Below are 19,047 nucleotides of genomic sequence, written 5' to 3'. Positions count from 1 at the left end.
AGGACCGCGGCGCCGGGCGCCGACGGGTAGACGGCTTCAGGGGCTGCTCAGGCGCCGGACGATCTGCTCGACCACCGCTTCGCGTGACTCGGCCAGGAAGAGATGGCTTCCCGTGAACTCCTCCCAGTCGAAGGCCGCTTCGGTGAGTGCTCCCCAATGCCGCAGCCGGTCCAGGGGCACATGGACATCGCCACTGCCGCGGAACGCGGTAGTGGGACAGGTCAGCCGTCTGCCCGGCGGGCTCTGGTAGGACTCGGCGATGGTGAGATCGGCACGGATGGTGGGCAGGAACAGCCGGCGCAGCTCGGGGTCGGTGAGGATCACGTCCGGCGTGGCCTCCATCCGGCGGAGCTCCGCGATCAGCTCCTCGTCGGGCATGTGGTGCCATGGACGGCGAGGCGCGCCGAGGTTGGGTGGCCTACAGCCGGAGACGAAGAGGTGGTCGGGCTGCACCCGGTGTTTTTCGCGCATCCGGTCGGCCAGGGACCAGGACACGATGGCGCCCATGCTGTGGCCGAAGAACACGAACGGCCGGTCGAGCAGGGGCAGCAGAGCACGCTCCAGGGCGTCGAGCAGCGGATCCAGCAGGCTCGTCGGGGGTTCGAGGAGGCGGTCCTCGCGCCCGGGGAGCTGTACGGCCCACAGCTCGATATGCGCGGGGAGCAGGCGTCCCCACTCCTGGAAGACGGAGGCGCCGCCACCTGCGTACGGGAAACAGAGCAGCCGCGGCCCGGTGTCGCGGCGCGGCCCCAACTGCCTCAGCAGCGGCGGGGGACCGGCCCCGGGCGAGGGTTCGGCCCGGGTGGCCGAGGGCGCGCCGGACGCGTCGGGCACCGGTGAGATCAGCCTGGCGACCCGTTCGGCGAAACCAGCGACGGTGGGCGCGCCGAACAGGCTGACCAGCGGGATGTCCAGGTCGAAGAGCGACCTCACCCGGGCCACGACCTGGGTCGCGAGAAGCGAATGCCCTCCCAGGGCGTAGAAGTTGTCGTCGCGGCCGATGCCCTCGATGCCGAGCACGTCCTGCCAGACGGTGGCGATCGTCGTCTCGCGCTCGCCGTCTGGCGCGACGAACGCCGTGTCCAGAGGGGGGCGCGGATGGCGAGGGGACTCGGGCGCGAGGGAGCGGGCGGGCTCGTGGCCGGGGTGCCTGACCCAGCGGTCGAGGCGCGCTTCCAGATCACTCGTGACCACGCTGACCTGCGGCTCGTCGCACCATTCCATGAGGCGCCGCACCACGCGGACACCGTCGTCGGGTGCGATGGCATAGCGCGGTGTGCCATCGGGCCGCCGCGAGGTGTCCGGCTCCGCCCACTCCTCCAGATTGACGCTGATCCAGCGCCTGCCCGTGAGCGCCCGTTGCCGGCAGGCGGTGGCGTCCAGGTACGCGCTGCCCGCGCTGTGGCCGGTGAGACCGATACCCCCGAGCAGGGCCGCGTTGGACGAGACGAGGAGGCAGAAGTCCAGGTCCGCGTCGCCGAACAGATCCACCAGGACCCGGCAGCCCGCGACCTGCGCGCGCGGTACGGCCTCGGCGCAGTCCTGCCCCGTGGCGAGTTCCCCGAGCGGTGCGACGGCCTCGCGAGCGGGTGCGCCCTCGGCCTGCACCACGGCGTTGACCTGGCCGAACGCCTTCTCCACCGCGTCGATGGCGGCATGTGTCGAGGTGCGGTCGGTGGTGTCGGCCCGCACCACGAGGACGTCCGCGCCACGGTCCCGCATCGCGCGCAGCCGCACGATGAGCCTGCTCGTGGGATCGTCCGGACCGTACTCGGCCAGCCAGTCGGGCCACTGCTCCGCTGCCGGGAAGGAGACACCGGTGGCCAGAGCGAGTCTGGCCCGGGCGCGGGTGGCGAGTTCATCGGCGATGTCCAGGCCGATCCGGGACAGTCCGCCGGTGATCAGACAGACCCCGCCCGGCCGCAGCGGGTAGGGGGCGGGTCCGGTGTCGGACAGCGGCAGCGGTTCGAGCCCCGGCAGCCAGCGGCGGTCGCCGCGGAAGGCGGTCAGCCGCTGGGTGGCCCGCGGGCGCGTGGGTTCCCTGACGACCGTAAGGAGCCGTTCGGCCAGGGCCGCAGGGCGCTCGGCCCATGTACCGGCATCGACGATGTCGACGCTCACCTTCGGGTATTCCTGGGGGGCGCACAGCGCGGGACCTCGCAGGGCGGCCGTTTCCGGGCGGAGTGCGTCACCGCTCTCGACCGTGGCGATCCCGCTCGTCACCACCCAGATCCGCAGTGGCTCGTCCTCGGTACGGGAGGCCGGCGCGCGGCCGTCGGTACGAGGGGCCAGCGCGCGGGCCGTGTACGCCAGGCTCCGGAAGCCAAGGGTCAGGGCCCGTGCCGGATCCTCCTGCGGCCCGTGGCCCGGGTCCAGGCTCCACAGATGCGCGACATGGGTGCAGCCGAAACCGGTCCGGGTGAGGTGGTCCGCGAGTGCGTCGTAGTCCTCGGAGCGCGCCGGGTCGATCCGTATCCGCTCCTCGTCGACCGGCTCGAACCCCGTACCGGGTTCGACCAGGAGCGCCGCCCCGCCGTTGTCGAGGATGCGGCGGGCCAGGGCCCGCGCCACTCCGTCGCCGTCCGCGAGGATCAGCCAACGCTCCCCGGCGGCCGTGGTGTTCGGCGGATCGGCCACCGGAAAGGGAAGCGAGCGCCACGACGGGGCGAAGACCCGCTCCCCGGTGTCCGCGCCGGAAGCGGGGACGGCGCCCGGCGCAGGCGGGTCCACCCAGGCGCGGGTGCGCTCGAACGGATAGCTCGGCAGGGGCACCCGGCCCGGTTTCCGCGGTGCGTGCACGGCGGGCCAGTCGACATCGGCGCCCGCCAGCCACAGCCGGCCCAGGACGTCCTGGAGGAGTGAGGTGTCGCTCTCCCGGTGGTCGTACCAGGTGCGTACGGAAGGGAGGACCAGCCCGTCCACGGGCCGGTCCGCGTCGAGCAGATGCTCGGCGGCCAGCGAGCACAGAGCCTGGCCGGGGCCGACCTCGAGGAGGACGTGATCGCGGTCCGCGCACAACTCCCGCAGCCCGCCCGCGAAGTCGACGGTGCGCGCGCTCTGCCTGCCCCAGTACTCGGGGTCGGTGGCCTCGGCGGCGGTCAGCCACGTCCCCGTCATATTGGAGAGCAGCGGAGTCACCGGCGGCGACAGCTCGACCGTGCGCAGCGCCTCGGTGAACGGGGCGACCATCGGCTCAAGCGACGGGGTGTGAAAGGCGTGCCGGGTCCCGAGGGGCCGACAGGCGATCTCCTCGGCCGACAGCTCCCGCGCCAGTGCGTCCACCGCCTCGGAAGGACCGGCCACCACGGTCAGCCGCAGGCCGTTGAGAAGCGCGATGGAGAGCCCGCTGCCGGTCAGGCGCGGGCGGAGCGCGTCCGGTGACAGCGACACGGCCAGCATCGCCCCACCGGGCAGCTCGTCGATCAGCCGCGCCCGGTGCACGATCAGGCGCAGCGCGTCGTGGAGGGTGAACACCCCGGCGACGGTCGCGGCCACATACTCGCCGAGGCTGTGTCCGATGAGGGCGGCGGGCCGTACCCCCCAGGCGGTCAGCTGCCGGGCAAGCGCGTACTCGACGCAGAAGACGGCCGGATAGGCCAGCGTGGTGGCGCGCAGCACGTCCTCCGGCGGGGCGCCGCTGAACATCCCGGCCATATCGAGCCGGCCGCGTGCGCGGGGCCCCTCGACTCGCGGGGCGCCGCGCTCCGGGTAGAGCACATCGCGCAGATCGAGGCCCAGGTGCGGGCCCAGGGACTCGGCGCACTCGTCGATGGCGGCGGCGAAGACGGGCTCGTCCTCGTAGAGGTCCTGGGTCATGCCGACGTACTGGTCACCGACGCCGGAGAACATGAACGCCACCGTGCGTTCCTGTCTGGCCTCGCGCAGCTTCCGCCAGCGCGGGTCCCCCGGGGCGGACAGCAACTCCACCGCGTCCTTGTGGTCCCGGCAGACCACACTCCTGCGATGGGCGAACCTCGCCCGGCCCACCTGTGTGGTGTACGCGATGTCGACGAGGGACTGGTCCGGGTGGTCGCGCAACTGGTCGGCGAGCTTGCTGGTGGCGTGTTCGAGCGCGTCGGCGGTCTTGGCGGAGAGCACCAGCACCTGGGGGCGCGCCCCGGCGGGTGTCGGCGCCCGTCGGGGCGGTTCCTCCAGTACGACATGGGCGTTCGTGCCGCCGAAGCCGAAGGCGCTGACCCCGGCCCTGCGCGGTGTCGCGCCTCGCGGCCACGCGCGCAACTCGGTGTTCACATAGAACGGGCTGCGCTCGAAGTCGATCTCCGGGTTGGGGGTCGTGAAGTGGAGCGACGCGGGGATCTGCCCGTGGCTCAGCGCCAAGGCGGCTTTGATCAGCCCGGTGACCCCGGCCGCCGTGTCGAGATGGCCGACGTTGGTCTTCACCGACCCCAGGGCGCAGTAGCCCACCTGGTCCGTGCTGTCGCGGAACGCGCGGGTGAGCGCCGCCACTTCGGCGGGGTCGCCGAGCCGCGTGGCCGTCCCGTGGGCCTCGACGTAGCTCACCGTATCGGCCGTGACCTCGGCGACCCGCTGCGCGCGTACGATCACCTCGGCCTGGCCGCTGATCCCCGGTGCCGCGAAGCCGACCTTGCCGGCGCCGTCGTTGTTGACGGCGGACCCCTTGATCACCGCGTGAATGGTGTCCCGGTCGGCGACCGCCTCCGGGAGGCGTTTGAGTACGACCGCCGCCACGCCGTTGCCGAACACCGTTCCGGCGGCCTCCGCGTCAAAGGCCCGGCTGTGCCCGTCGGGGGACGCGGTGCTGCCCGGCATTCTGAGGTATCCGGTCAGCTGCGGCGGGGTGACGGTGGCGCCGCCGACGAGCGCCAGATCGCACTGGTAGCTCAGCAGCGCGTCGACGGCCAGATGCGTGGCGACCAGGGAGGTGGAGCAGCCCGTCTGCACGGCCAGACTCGGCCCGCGCAGATTCAGATGGTAGGAGACCCGGGTGGCGAGGAAGTCCTTGTCGTTTCCCATCAGAAGCATCGGGGAATCGGCGTCCGACACGTCCGGATTTCCGAGGAGATTGCGCAGAAGATAGCGGCTCAGTCCCATACCGGCATAGACACCGATGGCGCCGTCGTAGGCGAACGGATCGTAGCCCGCGTGCTCCAGCGACTCCCATGCGGTTTCCAGGAAGAGCCGTTGTTGCGGATCAAGCAGTGCGGCCTCTCTCGGAGAGTAGCCCCAGAACTGGTGGTCGAAGAGCGATACTCCTGGTATGAGGCCCGCGGCGTTCACGAAATGAGGGTGATGGCGCCGCTCGGCCGAAACTCCGAGGCTGTCCAACTCTTGTTCCGTGCACGGCTTTATGGACTCGACTCCGTCGCGCAGATTCTCCCAGAAGGTGTCGATGTCGTCCGCGCCGGGCACATGGAGAGCCATTCCGATCACAGCGATGTCATCGGCTCCGTACGGCTGCTCGGTCATAGGCGGTCCCCTGGGTCCGGGCCGCGAAAGGTACGGCGGTGCCGTCGCTGCTGCTGGGCGCGGAGCCGGCTCTCGTCGAGCGCGCCCGCTTCCCGGTCCGGTGAGCTGCTGAGATAGGACACCAGCGCGGAAACGGTGGGAAGATCGAAGAGCGCCGTCAGGGGGAGGTCGGGGGCGATCGATTCGCGTAATCGCATATGTACTCGGGCCAGTTGTAACGAGTTTCCCCCCAGGTCGAAGAAGTTGTCGTAGAGCCCGACAGAATCGATCTTCAGCACCTCACGCCATATGGCCACGATGTGCTGCTCGATTTCGGGTGGGGGAGGAACCCGCATTCCTTGCAGCCTCTCCGTCGGAAGGTGTTTCGGCCCGGGTGCCGACCGGTGTCGGTCTCACTCCTCGCGCGCGCGATGCCGTGCGTCGATAAGGCGCTGCAGCCGGCTGCCGCGCGTAACCGCTGCCTGCGAAACCGCCGGCGCTGCCGGACGCAGTTCGGCGAGGGGCACGGACGGATCGGCGGTCACGCGGGCGACGACCGTCCGGAAGGCGGCCGCCAGGGCGGCGGCCCGTTCGGGGGTCAGCCGACCCGTGTCGTAGTTGACGCGGAACGCGAAGCGGTCGGCGTCCGGCTTTCCGTAGAACCCGACGTCGACCTGTGGAGCCATATGCTCGGGCGGCAGGAAGGCGGCCACCTGGAAGATGGTCAGAAAGGTGGGGTTCCGCCCGCCGTCGCGCCGGGGGTTGGCCTGTTCGACCGCCAGGTCGAAGGGGTAGCGGCTGTGCTCGTACGCCCGCAGACTCTTCTCGTTGACCAGCGCCGTCGCGTCGGCAAAGGTGACGGCGCCCGACAGATCGGCCCTGACCGCCACCATATTGGCGAAGAGCCCGACGAGCTCCATCAGCTCCATGGAGTGGCGCCCGGAGAACGGCACGCCGATGATCAGGTCGTCGTCGCCGGTCAGCTGGGTGAGGGCGACGGCGTAAGCGCTCATGAACAGGGTGTTGACCGTGACGCGCACACCGCGCGCCGCCGCCCGGGCCGCCGCGGTGGTCTCCGCGTCGAGATGGAACGTCATGGAGGCGAAGGCGGTGCCTCCCGGCGAGGTGGCGGGGCGCCCGCCGTCGGCGAGGCGCAGCCGGGGCAGCGGAGGGTGTAACTCCGCACGCCAATACGCGGCCGAAGCGGCGCCTTCCGGGCTCGCGAGCCATGCCGGCTCCTCGCGGACATGGCTTTCGTAGGACGTCGGCAGCGCCGGCAGGTCAGGGGGCGCGCCCTTGTCGAGCATGTCGACGAGGGCTATCAGCTCACGCTGCACAATCGCGTTGCTGAGGCCGTCCGATATCAGATGGTGCACATTCAGATAGAGCCGGAATTGGTCACCGGCAAGCTTGAACAGACAACCTCTCAGGAGGGGGCGGGAAAAGTCGAAGGGCTTCGCGTTGTCAGCGCGTACCTGGCGGTCGAACTCTTCCGCTGGATCGGCGTATGACGTGAGATCGGACAGCGGCAGTTCGAACCGGTAGTGGGGGAGTATGGATTGGCGGGGCCCGTCGGGCCCGGTGCTGAATACGAGTCGAAGCGTGTCGTGCCGGGCGATCAGAAAATTTAGCGCAAATTCCGTGCGTTCGCGGTTTGTTCCGGGACCGAGATCGGTCCACATCGGAAGGTTCTGTTCTGTCCCGGTGCCATCGAGCAGTTTGAGGAGCCAGAGTCCGCGTTGCGCGTGTGACAGTGAGAAAGCCGTCCCTTCAGGGCTCGGCGTCGCGGCATCTTTCATCACCCATCCCCGTCTGCAGTCGCACGGTTGAGAGATGCTGCTGCACTGGTTCGGTTGTGGTCATATGCCGCACGTTATTATTGCTTCATGGTGGGCTCATGTCAACTAGTGTGTGTGCGGTGAGGAAATCTGACACGGACCCTGGGGTTCCGGACTCTCGCAGCGCGGGGCGTTACCTATGGTGGCTGATCACCAGCCAGCGCCATCGCATTGTCACCGGCTCGCTATTGGGCAGTTTATGGATGGTTGGACTGACCCTTCCGCCGTATCTGCTGTCCCGGGCGATTGACGACGGCCTCGTGCCCGGCCGTTCGGGGGCGTTCATGGGCTGGGTCGCGGCCCTGCTCGGAGTCGGCGTCCTCAACGCCTGGCTGGGCATCATGCGGCACCGCACGATGACGAAGGTCAGGATGGACGCCGTCTTCCGTACGGTCCGCAGTGTGGTCGGACAGGCCACCCGGCTGGGCGCGGAACTGCCCCGTCATGTCACCGCCGGAGAAGTCGTCACCATCGGCATCTCCGATGTCTGGCGGATCAGCCAGACCTTGACCATCACCGGGCCCGGTGTCGGCGCCGCACTCGCCTATGGCGTGGTCGCCGGGCTGCTCTTCTCCGTCTCCGTGCTGCTCGCCGTCGTGGTGCTGCTCGGTGTGCCGCTGCTGGCCGTGCTGGTCGGCCCACTCCTCGGCCGACTCCAGAGCGTGGAAACGGCGTACCGCGCCCACCAGGGCACCCTCACCGCCCGATTCGTGGACATGGCCGGCGGACTGCGCGTCCTGAACGGGCTGGGCGGCAAGAGCATGTACGCCCAGCGCTACGGGCGCGAATCGCGGCAGCTCATGGCCGAGGGATACCGGGTCGGCGCGGTGACCAGTTGGATCCAGGCGCTCGGACTCGGCCTGCCCACGCTGTTCCTGGCGGCGGTGACCTGGCTGGCGGCCCGGCTCGCGGCCCAGGGGAGCATCAGCGTGGGCGAACTCGTCGCGGTCTACGGCTATGTCGCGGTCCTCGTCGTGCCCGTGTCCTTCTTCATCGAAGGAGGCTACGACCTCGGCCGCGGGCTGGTCGCCGCCCGCCAGGTGATCCGCTTCCTCAATCTGCGCCCCGAACGGCCCGACCCCACCCCCGCCGCCGCCCCGCCTCCGACCCCGTCCGAGCTCCACGACCCGGACTCCGGCGTCACGGTCGCCCCCGGTGAACTGACCGCACTGGTCGGCGCCGTCGCCGCGGAGACCTCGCTGGTGGTCGACCGGCTCGCCGGGTTCGTCGACTCGGCGGCCGTGTGGGGCGGCACCCGCCTCGACACCTTCGCCCGCGCGGATCTGCGCGACCGGATCGTGGTCGCGGACAACGATGCCGACCTCTTCTCCGGCCCGCTGCGCGAGGTCATCTCGGGGCGGCACGACCGGGACGAGCGGACCCTCACCTCGGCGGTGCACACCGCGGCCGCGCAGGACATCGTGCACGCGCTGCCCGACGGGCACGAAGCGGCTATCACCGCGCAGGGCGGCAACCTCTCCGGCGGCCAGCGCCAGCGCGTACGCCTCGCCCGCGCCCTGGCGGCCGACCCCGAGGTGCTGTTGGCCACCGAACCCACCTCGGCGGTCGATGCGCACACCGAAGCGGTCGTCGCGGCCCGGCTGCGCGCCGCGAGGTCCGGCCGTACCACCCTCGTCACCACCACCTCGCCACTCCTCCTCGACCACGCGGACACCGTGTACTACCTGGTCGATGGCGTCGCCGCCGCCGTCGGCGGCCACCGCGAACTGCTCTGCTCACAGCCCGGCTACCGCCGGCTCGTCTCCCGGGGCGGGGAGGACGAGGACGGCGACGAGGGCGGGGACGGGGACACGACTCACGACGACCGGAGACCTGGACCGTCCGCCCGTCCCTCCGAAAGGACCGCCCGATGAAGACCGGGACCAAGGCGGCGTCCTCGCCCGAACCCGAACCCGAACCCGAACCCGAATCCGGACCGGGTTCCGGGCTGCTGCCCGTAGCAGACCCTCGCCGGGCCCGCCGGGCCGCGTTCGGGCTGATCAAAGCGGACGGCCGCGCCTTCACCGTGGTGGTCCTCCTCAACGCGCTGGCCGCGGCCGCCGGTCTCGTCGGGCCCTGGCTGCTCGGCCGCATCGTCGACACTGTCAAACGCGGCGGCACCGTGGCCGACGTGGACCGCCTCGCCGTCACCATGCTCGTCTGCTCGCTGGCCCAGCTGCTCCTCTCCCGGTACGCCCGGTACGCCGGCCACCGCTTCGGCGAACGGACATCGGCGCGGATCCGCGAGCAGTTCGTCGACCGGGTGCTCGCGCTGCCCGCGTCAGCCGCCGAACGCGGTGGCACCGGCGACCTCACCGCCCGCGGCACCAATGACATCGCCACCGTGGGCACGACGCTGCGCGACGCGGGGCCCGAGGTGTCCATGGCCATGGTCCAGGTGCTCTTCGTCCTCGGGGCGGCCTTCGCTCTCGACCCGATCCTCGGCGGCATCGGGGTCGTCGCGCTGCTCGGCATCTGGTTCGCGGCCCGGTGGTATCTGCGCCGCGCCCACCCCGCTTATCTCGCCGAGGGGGCGGCCGACTCCGCACTGGCGGAAGTACTCGTCACCACGGCGGCAGGCGCCCGCACCGTGGAGGCCCTTGGCCTCCAGGAACGCCGCGTCGCGGCTTGTGTGGCGGCCATCGAGCGGGTCCGGAGTGCTCAGCACCGGACCCTGTTCCTGCGCAGCGTGCTGTTTCCCGCCATCGACGTCTCCCAGGTCCTGCCGGTGGTCGCGGTGCTGATGGCGGGCAGCGCGCTGCTCGAACAGAAGGCGGTGAGCCTGGGCACGGTGGTGGCCATGGCGATGTACTTCCGGCAGCTGTCCACACCGATGGACACGGTCCTCCTGTGGATGGAGCAACTGCAGGGCAGCGGGGCGTCCTTCGCCCGTATCGAGGGCGTCGGCCTGGTGGCGAGGGAGCGGCGGACCGATGCCGACGCGCCCACCCCGGCCGACGACCGCATCGAGGTACGGGATGTCCGCTACGCCTATGACGGCGGCGGTGAGGACGTGCTGCACGGCGTGGACTTCAGCGTCCGCCCCGGCGAGCGCATCGCCGTCGTCGGTCCGTCGGGGGCGGGCAAGACCACGCTCGGCCGACTGCTCGCCGGCGTCGACGAGCCGCGGACCGGCGCGGTGACGGTGGGCGGTGTTCCGGTCGCCACCCTCGCCCCGGACAGACTGCGCAGACAGATCGTCCTCGTGACCCAGGAACACCATGTGTTCGCCGGTACGGTGCGCGACAACCTGCTGCTCGCGGCTCCGGCCGCGACCGACGACGAGTTGCGGCAGGCGCTGGCCGTCGTGGGCGCCGAATGGGCGGCAGGGCTGCCCGACGGGCTCGACACACAGGTGGGCGCCGACGGACACCGGATCGACGGCGCCCAGGCCCAGCAACTGGCCCTGGCCCGAGTGGTCCTGGCCGATCCGCACACCTTGATACTCGACGAGGCCACCGCGCTCCTTGACCCCACGACCGCCCGCCACACCGAACGTGCCCTGGCCGCGGTGCTGGAAGGACGTACGGTCATCGCCATCGCGCATCGACTGCACACCGCACACGACGCCGACCGGGTCGCCGTGATGGCCGACGGGCGGCTCACCGAGTTGGGCACCCATGATGAGCTCGTGGCCCACGGCGGCGCCTACGCCCGGCTCTGGAGTTCCTGGCACGGCGGATCCTGACTTGCCACTTCCCCATCCGTCCCCATCCCCCCTTTTTTGAGGCTCGCCTGTCTCCGGGCGCTCAGGTCCCCTGTAGACGCTCCTCGACACTGCGCTCTGTCGCTCGTACCTCGCTCCGACGCTTGGTCTCTCCCCCGCTACCGCTGGGAGGTGCCCCCTCTCCCGACAGGGGCGCGTCCTTTGGCGCTCGCCACTTCGACACCGAGCCGCGCGAGGGCGCCCAGGGCCTCCCGTACTCCGGTCCTGTCGTCCTCCGCACGGCGCATCGTCGACAGGACGGCGGCCGCCGTGGCGCCGTCCGCCACGCTCTGCCGCAGCGCGGGCACCAGCACCGGGTGTGCGCTGATCTCGACCAGGACGTTGTACTTCTCCGTCAGCAGGCGCCTGGTCGCCGCGGCGAGCTCCACCGGCCGACGGAGGTTTCTGACGAAGTAGTCCGGGGTGATGTCCGTCCAGTCGAGCCAGTCGCCCGTCACCGACGACACCATCGGAAGGTGCCCGGGACGCGCCGTGATCCCCTCGACGGCCTTCCTGAGATCATCCGCGATCAGGTCGATGGCCGGGCTGTGGGCGGGAAGGTCGACACGGATCATGGCGCATGGCACATCGCGTTCGGTCAGCTCCGCGACGATCGCCTCCAGCTCGGTCCGGTCCCCGGCCAGCCCCGTGGTCCGCGGCCCGTTCTTCGTCGCCACATGGACCCGGTCGCCGCCGCGCTCCGCCAGATACGCGTCGAGCTCGGCCGCCGACAGCTCGATGGCCGCCATGCCGCGGTCAGGGCCCGCCACGCGGCGCTGCTGACCGCTGTAGTGGCAGATCAGCAGCGCCGCGTCCGCGACGTCGAGGGTCCCCGCGATCACACACGCCGCGATCTCCCCGACGCTGTGTCCGACAACCGCCTCCGGGCGGGCCCCGGCGGCCTCCAGAGCGCGCGCGATGCCGACCTGCAGCGCGAAGACGACCGGCTGCATGACCCCCACGTCACCGGTTCTGGCCTCCGGCTCGTCGAGAAACAGCTCCCGCACCAGGGACCAGCCCGTATGCCGGGCCAGCTCGTGGTCGCACTCGTCGAGGGCGTCGCGGAACACCGGGTCGGCGGCGTACAGCCGGCGCCCCATGCCCACCCACTGCTGACCGTACGGCGAGCAGACGAAGGCCAGCCGGGGGCCACCCGTGAGGTCGGCCGCCGACACCGCCGGCGTGGCGGTGGGACGGCGATCGCGCCGCCGTGCCGGGCGCTGCCGAGCCGAGAGGCGTACGTCGGCTCCGCCGAGCGCGCTGAGCGGCAGGTCGGGCTCGTCGGCCACCGTGTCGAGCAGGGCGATGAACTCGGCCGTCAGCCGCCGCGCCTCCTCGGGCGGGAACAGATCGAGGGCGTACGTGAGCGTGGTGTGCACACCGTCCGGCGCCCGGCCGTCCGAGAAGGCCTCGACCAGCTCGAAACGCAGGTCGAAGCGGGTCCTCTCCTCGTAGACCGGCTCGGCCCGCACCGTCAGCTCCGGCAGCCGGAACTCGGGGGCCGCGTTGTTCTGGAACGCGAGCATGACCTGGAAGAACGGATGCCAGGCCGGCGACCGTGGCGGATTGAGCACCTGGACCAGCTGGTCGAACGGCACTTCCTGATGGGCGAACGCGGCCAGGTCCACATTCCGCACCCGGGCCAGCAGCTCCCGGAAGGTCGGGTCACCGCCCGTCCTGGTCCGCAGCACCAGGGTGTTGACGAAAAAGCCGACCAGATCGTCCAGCATCTCGTCAGTACGTCCCGCCGTGGGCGTGCCGATGGCGATGTCGGAGCCGGCCCCGCGCGCGGTGAGCAGTGTCGCCAGCGCCGCGTGGACGACCATGAACACGCTGGTGCCGGTCTCACGGGCCAGGTCGTACAGGGCCTGATGCGTGGTGGCGCAGACCCTGGCGGTGACGCGGCCACCCCGATGGGAGGGGGTGTCGGGGCGGGGGCGCGGTGTGGGGAGCCCCAGCCGGTCCGGCATACCCGCCAGTTCACGCTGCCAGAAACGCGACTGGCGGCTGAGCTCGCTGTCCGGGTCGTCGGCCCTGCCCAGGACCTCGTGCTGCCACAGACTGTAGTCGGCGTACTGGACGGGCAGCGGGCTCCACGGCGGTGGCGCACCGCCGCGCCGGTGCGTATAGGCCTCGGCGAGATCCCGCAGCAGTGGCACCGTCGACCAGCCGTCGCAGGCGATGTGGTGGATGACGAGGAGCAGCACATGCTCGTGGTCGGAGAGCCGGAACAACCGGGCGCGCACCGGCGTCGTGGTGGTGAGGTCGAAGGCATGACGGGCCTCGGCGGCCAAGGCGGCGGACAGCGCGTCCTCCGTGACCGGGACGACCGGCAACTCCACCGGGGCCTCGTCGGGGTCGAGGACGACCTGCTGAGCCCGGCCGTCCCAGTCGGGGCAGGCCGTACGCAGCGACTCGTGCCGGTCGACCAGGTCCCCCAGGGCGCTGCGCAGGGCGGCGATGTCCACGGGACCGCTCAGCCGATGGGCCAGCGGCATGTTGTAGTTCCCCGTCTCCCCGTGCAGCAGATTCAGGAACCACAGTCGGCGCTGCGTCGGCGACAGCGGAACCTCGTCGCCACGCTCCATGGGGCGCATCCTGGGCAGCGGGGCGCGGTTCACCCGGCCCACGCGCTCGGCCAGCAGCGCCACCGTCGGGGCCTCGAACACTGTGCGCGGGGCGACGCTGATGCCAAGGGTGCTCCTGATCCGGTTCCGCAGCCGGGTCGCGAGCAGCGAGTTGCCACCGAGATCGAAGAACGACGCGTCGGCCGACACCTGGTCGGCACCCAACACCTCCGCGAACACCGCACAGAGGATTTCCTCCCGCTGGGTACGCGGGGCCCGGCCGCCGGCCTGGGCATCGGCCATCTCAGCCTCCGTCCACGGACCGTACGCCCTCGCGCACGGTGGCGGGCCACTCGGCGGTGTCGGTGCCGAACTGGCACAGGAACGCATAGACCAGACGCTCCAGACCGAATCCCACGCATCCGCTGCGCACGGGGCCGTCCGTGCCGTGGTCGATGCCGAAACGGCGTCCGAACAGGTCGTCGTGGAAATTGAAGGAGCCGACGGCGATGGACCGGTCCGGAGCGACATCGAGCCGCAGTTCGTACTTGAGCTCCAGCAGCCGCTGGGACCAGATCTGCTCGGAGGCATCCGTACCGCCGAAGAACGGGTCGTTGCCGACCTCGCAGCACCCCGACAGCCCAAGCTCTTCCATGAACCCGAAGATCTTCCGCATAAAGCGGTCACGCGCCTCGATGACCTGCTGACGCGCCCCCATGAACACGATCTCGCGAATGGTGAAGTCCCACAGGCGCTCCAGCGTCGTCGCATAGCCCGCCTCGAACCGGAACGACTTCCCCCGTGACGTCACCACATGGAGGCGGTCGCCGTCCAGAGTCCGCCCGCTGTGCTGCTGGAAGGTGTGGTAGCACATCGTGGGCGGCAGACAATAGTCCACATTCGCACAGGACCCGAGCACTGCGGAGTCGAGCCCCCTGCCGCCGTATTGCTCCAGGAAATCCCGGTAGACATCAATGTCGTTGTGCAGACGCGTCACGAACATCAAATGCTGGGGGAACGAGGCGAAGTAACCGGCGGTCGCCAGCGCCTCGGCCTTGACGAGCGTCGGATAGCGGTAGGCACGCGCCTGGAAGTCCTGGGCGAGGATGTCTCGTATCGCCCGGTCGAAGTACGCGAACAGCGACAGCAGCGGCTCGCCGATGGCGACCTGACCCTCGCCCGTCTCGCTCACCGCGCCCTCGCGCACCAGCCGGTCGAACAGGTCGGGACGGGTCTGGCGATGGTGCGGCGAGGCCCAGATCGCCTTGGGCCGTGTCGCCAGCTGTGGCCGCACCTCGCTGTCGACCACATGGTTGACCTTCTCGGTCAGGGCGGCCCGGTCCAGCGGCACCGGGGAGTACACGGTGAGCCCCGCTATCTCACCGTCCGCCGCCGTCACCTCGTATCCGGTGATATCCGGGGACACGAAGAAGAGGCGGCGCTCGATCTCCGCAGCCAACCGCTCCGGCACGGGCGTACGCAGCTCGATCCTCATGCCAAGGGGCCTGTCGGGACGGTTCACGCGGCGGTCGCCGTCTTGGACGTGATCAGCCGGACCAGGCCCCCGGTCGTGCGGAAGTTCTCGAAGTCCATGTCGTCGGGGCCGAGTTCCGTTCCGGTCGCCTTTTCCACGAAGACCGCGAGCTGCACGGCGAACAGGGAATTGACATACCCGAGGGCGAATATGTCGTCGTCTTCGGCCGGTGTGTGCCCACCGAGCTGAGGTGCCAGGAAATTCAGGACCAGTTTCCTCGCCTCGTCGTGGTTCATCGCTGCTCCCTGAGTGAAGTGACGGTGCGCTCTGCGTGCTGAGCCGACGGTGCGCCCTGCGTGCTGAAGTGGCGGTGTGGCAGCGGGGGTCAGTACACGTAGAAGCCCTGGCCGCTCTTGCGGCCCAGCAGCCCGGCGTCGACCATCTTCTGCAGCAGCGGGGCCGGCCGGTACTTGCTGTCCTTGAAGCTGTCGTACAGGACGTTGATCGAGTTGAGGATGGTGTCCAGGCCGATCAGGTCGCCGGTCTCCAGCGGGCCCATCTTGTGGCTGAAACACCCCTTGAACATGCGGTCGACCTGTGAGGCGGTGGCCACCTGGTCCTGGACGCAGTAGATGGCCTCGTTGATGGTCAGCATGAGCACCCGGTTGGTGATGAAACCGGGTGAGTCCTGGACCACGATGCCTTCCTTGTCCAGGTTTTTGAGCAGGTCGAGAGCGGTGTCGAGGGTGGCATCGGAGGTGAAGTGTCCTCGGACCACCTCGACCGTCCCGATGAGCGGGACGGGGTTCATGAAGTGCATGCCGAGGACTTCGGCCGGCCGGGAGGTCACCGAGGCGACCCGGGTGATCGGCACCGCCGAGGTGTTCACCCCGAAGATCACCCCGGGGCGGCAGACGGTGTCGATCTCCTCGTAGACGGCGCGCTTGATGTCCCAGTTCTCGGTGACGTTCTCCACGATGAAGTCGGCATCGGCCAGCTTTGCCAGTTCCGTCCCCGTGGTGATCCGGGCGAGAATCGTCTCGGGGCTGCTCTCGAGCTCCTGGGCGCTCAACACCTTCTGGAACCGCAGCTCGCGTTCCATCTGCTTCAGCGCGCCGTCGAGCTGGCTCTGCGCGATATCGACGAGCACCACCTCGTACGCCCCCGCTTGTGCGAGCGACTGCGCGACACTGCGGCCGATCGTGCCGGCGCCGATGACACCCACCGTGCGAATGCTCATGAACTGCCACCTTTTCGTTTGTCGTCGGTCAGGTACGCGGAGAGTTCGGCGATGCTGGCGTAACGGAACAGATCGGCCATCGAAACCCGCAGGGCCAGGCGCTTCTCGATGTTCTGAGCCATGCGCAACGCGTTGAGCGAGTCGATGCCGAGATCGAAGAAGCTGGCGTGGATGTTCAGCTCGGACAGCCCGAGTTCCTTGGCCCAGATCCGGGTGAGTCCGATCTCCAGCTCGCTGTACCGGCCGTTCTCCCTGCCCAGGAGGGTGACGTCGGGGTCCGCAGCCGATTGCCCACGGGGGCCGGCCGTGGATGGACCGTCGCTCTCCGGGGCCGCCGGCCTGCCGTGGTTGATCTCGCCGACGATCACGCGCGTACAGCGGGAGACAAGGACCTCCTCGAAGCTCCCGATTCCGTCCTCGATGGACAGAGAACGGAAGAAGCCCTGGTCCCGCTGGACCCCGTGATCGCTCGCCATGCCCACCCCGATCCAGTCGGACCAGCCGACCGTCACGGTCGGCCGTCCACGCGCCGTGCGGTGTTCGGCGAAGTGGTCGAGATAGCTGTTGGCGGCCGTGTAGTCGCTCTGTCCCGCCACCCCGAACACCGAGGCGGTCGAGCCGAAGTTGACCATCAGCGCAGGGGGTTCGTCGTCGGTGACGAGATCGAGCACGGTGGCGCCCAGCACCTTGGGCGCCAGCGTCTGCCGGAAGGTGTCCCAGTCCTTACGGAAGAGAAAGCCGTTGCCCGCCACTCCGGCCGCGTGCACCACACAGCCGATGGCCCCCCACTCGTCCCGCACTGCACGCACGACCGCCGCCATCTGCGCGAGGTCGGTGACATCCGCACGGTACGTACGCACCCGCGCGCCGTTCGTCGACAGCTCACGCAGCGTTTCGATCCGCGCGCGCAACCGGTCGTCGGCCTCCGGTGTCCCGTCCCAGCGGCCGGGCGGTGGCACCGGGGTCCGGCCGACGAGCGCCAACCGGATCCCGGGGACGCTACGGCTCAGCTGCCGGGCCACTTCCAGGCCCAGCCCGCCCAGGCCACCGGTGATCAGATACACCCCGTCCGGGCGGGGCGCTCCTGGCGGCGCGGTCGCCGTGAGATCCACGGGTACGAGCTCCGCCACATGGCGTCGGCCGTCACGCAGCGCGACCGCGCCGGGCACACGAGCGCCGAGCAGTTCCGAGCATACGGCCTCGAGGGAGGTGTCCGGCGCGATGTCGAGGCAGAGAACGTCCGTATGACCGTTCTCCAGGCCGACCGATTTCGCGATGCCGAACAGCGTGGCGTGAACGGGATGTGTGTCCGCCTCATGCCCGGTGACACGGGATACGCAGGGCGCGACGACGCTCAGTCTGCCCGGTGGGGCGCCATGCTCGGAGAGGGTCTTCACGAGGTGGAAGAAGCCTTCGACACTGTGCCCGAGATGACCGGCCAGCGCCGACGGCTCCCTCTGTACGTCATCGGGGGCCGCCCCGGCGATGTACACGACCTCGTCGAGCCGGCTGAGCTCATCCGGTGAGAGTGTGTCGATCAGCCGACCGAACCCCTGCGCCGTGGGCGGCACGCGGAAGCGCTCGGCCCGAGCGTCCGCGTCCCAGGTCTCGGCGAGGGTCACCTCCGTGACGTCCACGCCACGTGTCCGCAGCCGCGCGCTCAATTCATCGGTGGCCCCCGGGTGGTCGCCGACGACCAGGGCCCTGCGGGGCGGCGGTGGTTGCTCCGGTCCGCCGGGTGTGGCCGGTGAGGCGACCCAGCGCAGCGTATGGTGGCGGGCGGCGCCACTGAGCCGGGCCACGGTCCGGTGCGGGTCCGAGACGCGTTTGACGGTGAACCCGCTGATGTCGATGGCGGTGTTCCCCGCCTCGTCGCAGATCACCACGTCGACCTTGCGGACCTCCTGGGCTCCCTCGTATCCGGGGTGCGGCTGGATGAAGCTCACGCCCCGGGGTGGCAGGGGAGCGTGGATGCGCAGGGAGTCGTATCCGACGGGAAGGAAGAACCCCCGGTCCTCGCGGGCCCGTTGACGGTCGACCTCACTGTCGAGCACGGCGAATCCGCCGAATCCGGTGGCCAGGTCGAGCAGTGCCGGGTGCAGCGGCATATCCGCGCAGTCCGACAGATACGCATCGGGCAGGCACAGGAGACCGAGCGCGCCTCGCACACCGATGTGCACCTCGGTCAGGCTCTTCTGCCAGCGCGGCCCGAACCACATGGACTGGTGCTCGGCCTGGCGCACGCCGACATCGACGACCTCCAGGGCGCAGCGGGCCCGCAACTCCGCAAGGTCCCGGCTCGGGGCCGGCTGCGGCAGAGGGTTGACGCTGACGCTCCCCTGGACGTGCATCGTCCACTGACCGCCGCCGGGCCCTTGGCTGGCGACGGCGAATTCGACGATTCCGTTGCCCGTCTCCCGGATGGTCGTATGCGCTGTCCTGCGCTCCTCGGCACGTACCAGCATGGGGGTGAGGAAGTGTACGTCCTTGATTTCGGTCGCGGGTCGGCCGAAATGCTCCGAAACCGCCGCGCGTGCCATTTCGAGATAGGTGGTGCCGGGGACGATGGATTCGTTGAGTAATTTGTGCTCGGAGAGCACCCACTGCCGTTCCGGTGTGAATTCCGTGAGGAACACCGATTGACCCATACTCTTGAGCAGGGCTTGGTCGAGAAGCGGATGGATTCCGGGTTGATCTGATGCTGTGGTGGTTTTGGTGGGGTGGGGGAGCCAGTGGTGTTGGTGTTGGAAGGGGTAGGTGGGGAGGGGGATGCGTCGGGGGTGTTGGGTTTGTGG

10 protein-coding genes are annotated in these 19,047 nt (G+C 69.9%); 2 read left to right on the top strand and 8 right to left on the bottom strand.

The features are described from left to right. Positions 1-36 precede the first annotated feature (36 nt). Genes ACH4U7_RS46845 through ACH4U7_RS46835 form a run of 3 tightly spaced genes read right to left on the bottom strand, consistent with a single transcriptional unit; the run spans position 37 to position 7,226 of the window. Positions 37-5,448: a beta-ketoacyl synthase N-terminal-like domain-containing protein gene (locus ACH4U7_RS46845; protein ID WP_398533882.1), complete on the bottom strand. Its 5,412-nt coding sequence runs from the start codon at positions 5,446-5,448 to the stop codon at positions 37-39. Continuing rightward, positions 5,445-5,783, bottom strand: a complete 339-nt coding sequence (locus ACH4U7_RS46840) for a phosphopantetheine-binding protein (RefSeq protein ID WP_398533881.1) — start codon at positions 5,781-5,783, stop codon at positions 5,445-5,447. Before ACH4U7_RS46840 ends, ACH4U7_RS46845 begins: the two co-directional genes overlap by 4 nt. Before the next feature lie 57 nt (positions 5,784-5,840). Continuing rightward, the gene (locus ACH4U7_RS46835) at positions 5,841-7,226 is read right to left on the bottom strand and encodes a condensation domain-containing protein (protein WP_398533880.1); all 1,386 of its coding nucleotides are present in this window, start codon (positions 7,224-7,226) and stop codon (positions 5,841-5,843) included. 98 nt (positions 7,227-7,324) lie between these two features. Here ACH4U7_RS46835 and ACH4U7_RS46830 point away from each other — a divergent pair, with 98 nt between their 5' ends. Both ACH4U7_RS46830 and ACH4U7_RS46825 read left to right on the top strand, forming a co-directional pair. Further along, complete coding sequence (locus ACH4U7_RS46830) at positions 7,325-9,139, top strand: ABC transporter transmembrane domain-containing protein (RefSeq protein WP_398533879.1); 1,815 nt, start codon at positions 7,325-7,327, stop codon at positions 9,137-9,139. Further along, complete coding sequence (locus ACH4U7_RS46825) at positions 9,136-10,953, top strand: ABC transporter ATP-binding protein (protein ID WP_398533878.1); 1,818 nt, start codon at positions 9,136-9,138, stop codon at positions 10,951-10,953. The genes ACH4U7_RS46830 and ACH4U7_RS46825 overlap by 4 nt, the downstream gene beginning before the upstream one ends. Before the next feature lie 137 nt (positions 10,954-11,090). Here the strand turns inward: ACH4U7_RS46825 and ACH4U7_RS46820 are convergent, their stop codons facing one another. The 5 genes from ACH4U7_RS46820 to ACH4U7_RS46800 all read right to left on the bottom strand — a co-directional run bounded on the left by ACH4U7_RS46820 (position 11,091) and on the right by ACH4U7_RS46800 (position 18,936). Next, positions 11,091-13,841 carry a condensation domain-containing protein gene (locus ACH4U7_RS46820; protein WP_398533877.1) on the bottom strand — a complete coding sequence of 917 codons (2,751 nt, stop codon included), beginning with the start codon at positions 13,839-13,841 and terminating at the stop codon, positions 11,091-11,093. Position 13,842: 1 nt separating this feature from the next. Beyond that, on the bottom strand, positions 13,843-15,033 hold the full coding sequence (locus ACH4U7_RS46815; protein WP_398533876.1) for a hypothetical protein: 1,191 nt from the start codon (positions 15,031-15,033) through the stop codon (positions 13,843-13,845). A 23-nt stretch (positions 15,034-15,056) separates the two neighbouring features. Then, positions 15,057-15,308: an acyl carrier protein gene (locus ACH4U7_RS46810; protein ID WP_385616475.1), complete on the bottom strand. Its 252-nt coding sequence runs from the start codon at positions 15,306-15,308 to the stop codon at positions 15,057-15,059. A gap of 89 nt (positions 15,309-15,397) precedes the next feature. Further along, the gene (locus tag ACH4U7_RS46805; RefSeq protein WP_398533875.1) at positions 15,398-16,252 is read right to left on the bottom strand and encodes a 3-hydroxyacyl-CoA dehydrogenase family protein; all 855 of its coding nucleotides are present in this window, start codon (positions 16,250-16,252) and stop codon (positions 15,398-15,400) included. Next, a complete protein-coding gene (locus tag ACH4U7_RS46800; protein WP_398533956.1) occupies positions 16,249-18,936 on the bottom strand; it encodes an SDR family NAD(P)-dependent oxidoreductase in 2,688 nt (895 codons plus the stop codon). The genes ACH4U7_RS46805 and ACH4U7_RS46800 overlap by 4 nt, the downstream gene beginning before the upstream one ends. Between the last annotated feature and the right edge of the window lie 111 nt (positions 18,937-19,047).

The organism is Streptomyces sp. NPDC020845 (assembly GCF_044334165.1).
In the GTDB taxonomy this organism is placed as follows: Bacteria; Actinomycetota; Actinomycetes; order Streptomycetales; family Streptomycetaceae; genus Streptomyces.
This window is presented reverse-complemented; position numbering and strand designations above follow the sequence as displayed.